Below are 250 nucleotides of genomic sequence, written 5' to 3'. Positions count from 1 at the left end.
TGCTGTGCTGTGCTGTGCTCATGGTAGTATCCTTTCTTAGCTTTGTCAAGCTTTTGTAATTTTAATTTTATAAAAAATTAAGTTGGCTTATCCTATCTTTGTAATGCTTCATTTTTGATACATTACAGCTTCATTTTATCAAAAATAAGGATTGAAATCAAAAGAGTTCTCTAATCTCAATTTCTGATTTTTCTTTATATTTATACTCTTCAAAAATCTCTTCAAACCACATCAACGTCGCCTTACCGTA

It is taken from the genome of Streptococcus sp. 3167, assembly GCF_013277175.1.
Classification (GTDB): Bacteria; Bacillota; Bacilli; order Lactobacillales; family Streptococcaceae; genus Streptococcus; species Streptococcus pseudopneumoniae.
This window is presented reverse-complemented; position numbering follows the sequence as displayed.